Origin of the sequence: Snodgrassella alvi, assembly GCF_002777855.1 — a bacterium.
GTDB classification, from domain to species: Bacteria; Pseudomonadota; Gammaproteobacteria; order Burkholderiales; family Neisseriaceae; genus Snodgrassella; species Snodgrassella alvi_E.
In genome coordinates, this window is sequence record NZ_MEIK01000041.1 from 1 (window position 1) to 961 (window position 961).

Here is a 961-nt window from a genome sequence, read left to right on the forward strand (position 1 = left end):
CAGACTTAGTATGATTTGTGAGGCCTCTTCTGAGGCTTTTTTGTAATTCTCTATAACCTGTTGTTGACATTCTTTGGTTTGACATGCATCGTATTTTCTTTGGTAATCATCCGCACTTTGTACCCCCGCTTTTTTCAGCTTTTCATTTATTTTTCTTTCCTGTGCATTAAGCTTGCTTTCTCCTTTGCTGTTAATTAAGGCATTATTCTCTACTGCATTTTGCCCAAGCTCTCCTGCTATCTGCGCATTACTCAGTGTTCCTCCGCTTAGTCCCCCTGCTACTGTCCCTATCGCTGACGATAGGTCTCTTATGCTTCCTTTTACGTTTTCCGGCAATCTGTTCGGGTCTATTTCTCCTGTGGCGGGATCTATTGCTTCTGGATACTGCTCTTTTGGCAGATGGTTTATTAGGTATTGGGCTGCCAATTCTGCACTGCTCGCTCCTGCCGCTCCTGCTGCTGCACTGCCTCCGTTTACACTTGCAGTTACTGCACCTAATATGGCATGCGCTACCAGCTGCGCTGCTTCGTTTTTGTTTTCTCCGTGGCCGAATTGTTTGCCTATCAGCTCTGATGCATATGGTGCTAAGGTGTTGGCCACTACCTGTATATTGGTCTGTCCGCCCAGTGCACCGGTGATGGCTGTGGTCACTGCATTCAGTGCACGGCTCTTGTTGCCGCCTATGCCCCATGCCTGTGCCTGTTCGTCTGCTTGTTTGTAACTGCTGGAATATTGTTTCAGGAATTCGGCTTTTTCGGCTTCGTTCAGGCTATTGTATTTGTTTAGTATCTCTCCGCCTTCTGTTTGCAGTTGCTCTTCTGCCGCTTTTTTCGCCTGCTGCTTTTCTTTGTCCGCTTTGTTTGCCATATCTGTGCTTAGTGTACGTACGCTTTGCATGATGGTGGCGGTGGCATCCGCTACGGCCTGCTGTTTGTCCATAATCTGCTGTAAATCCGGCAGT

Annotated in this window: 1 protein-coding gene; it reads right to left on the reverse strand. The window is 47.5% G+C overall.

Annotation, left to right across the window (positions count from 1 at the left end):
* Positions 1 to 939: VENN motif pre-toxin domain-containing protein (locus tag BHC43_RS10565; RefSeq protein ID WP_180297494.1), on the reverse strand; the 939-nt coding region annotated here is incomplete at its 3' end.
* Between the last annotated feature and the right edge of the window lie 22 nt (positions 940 to 961).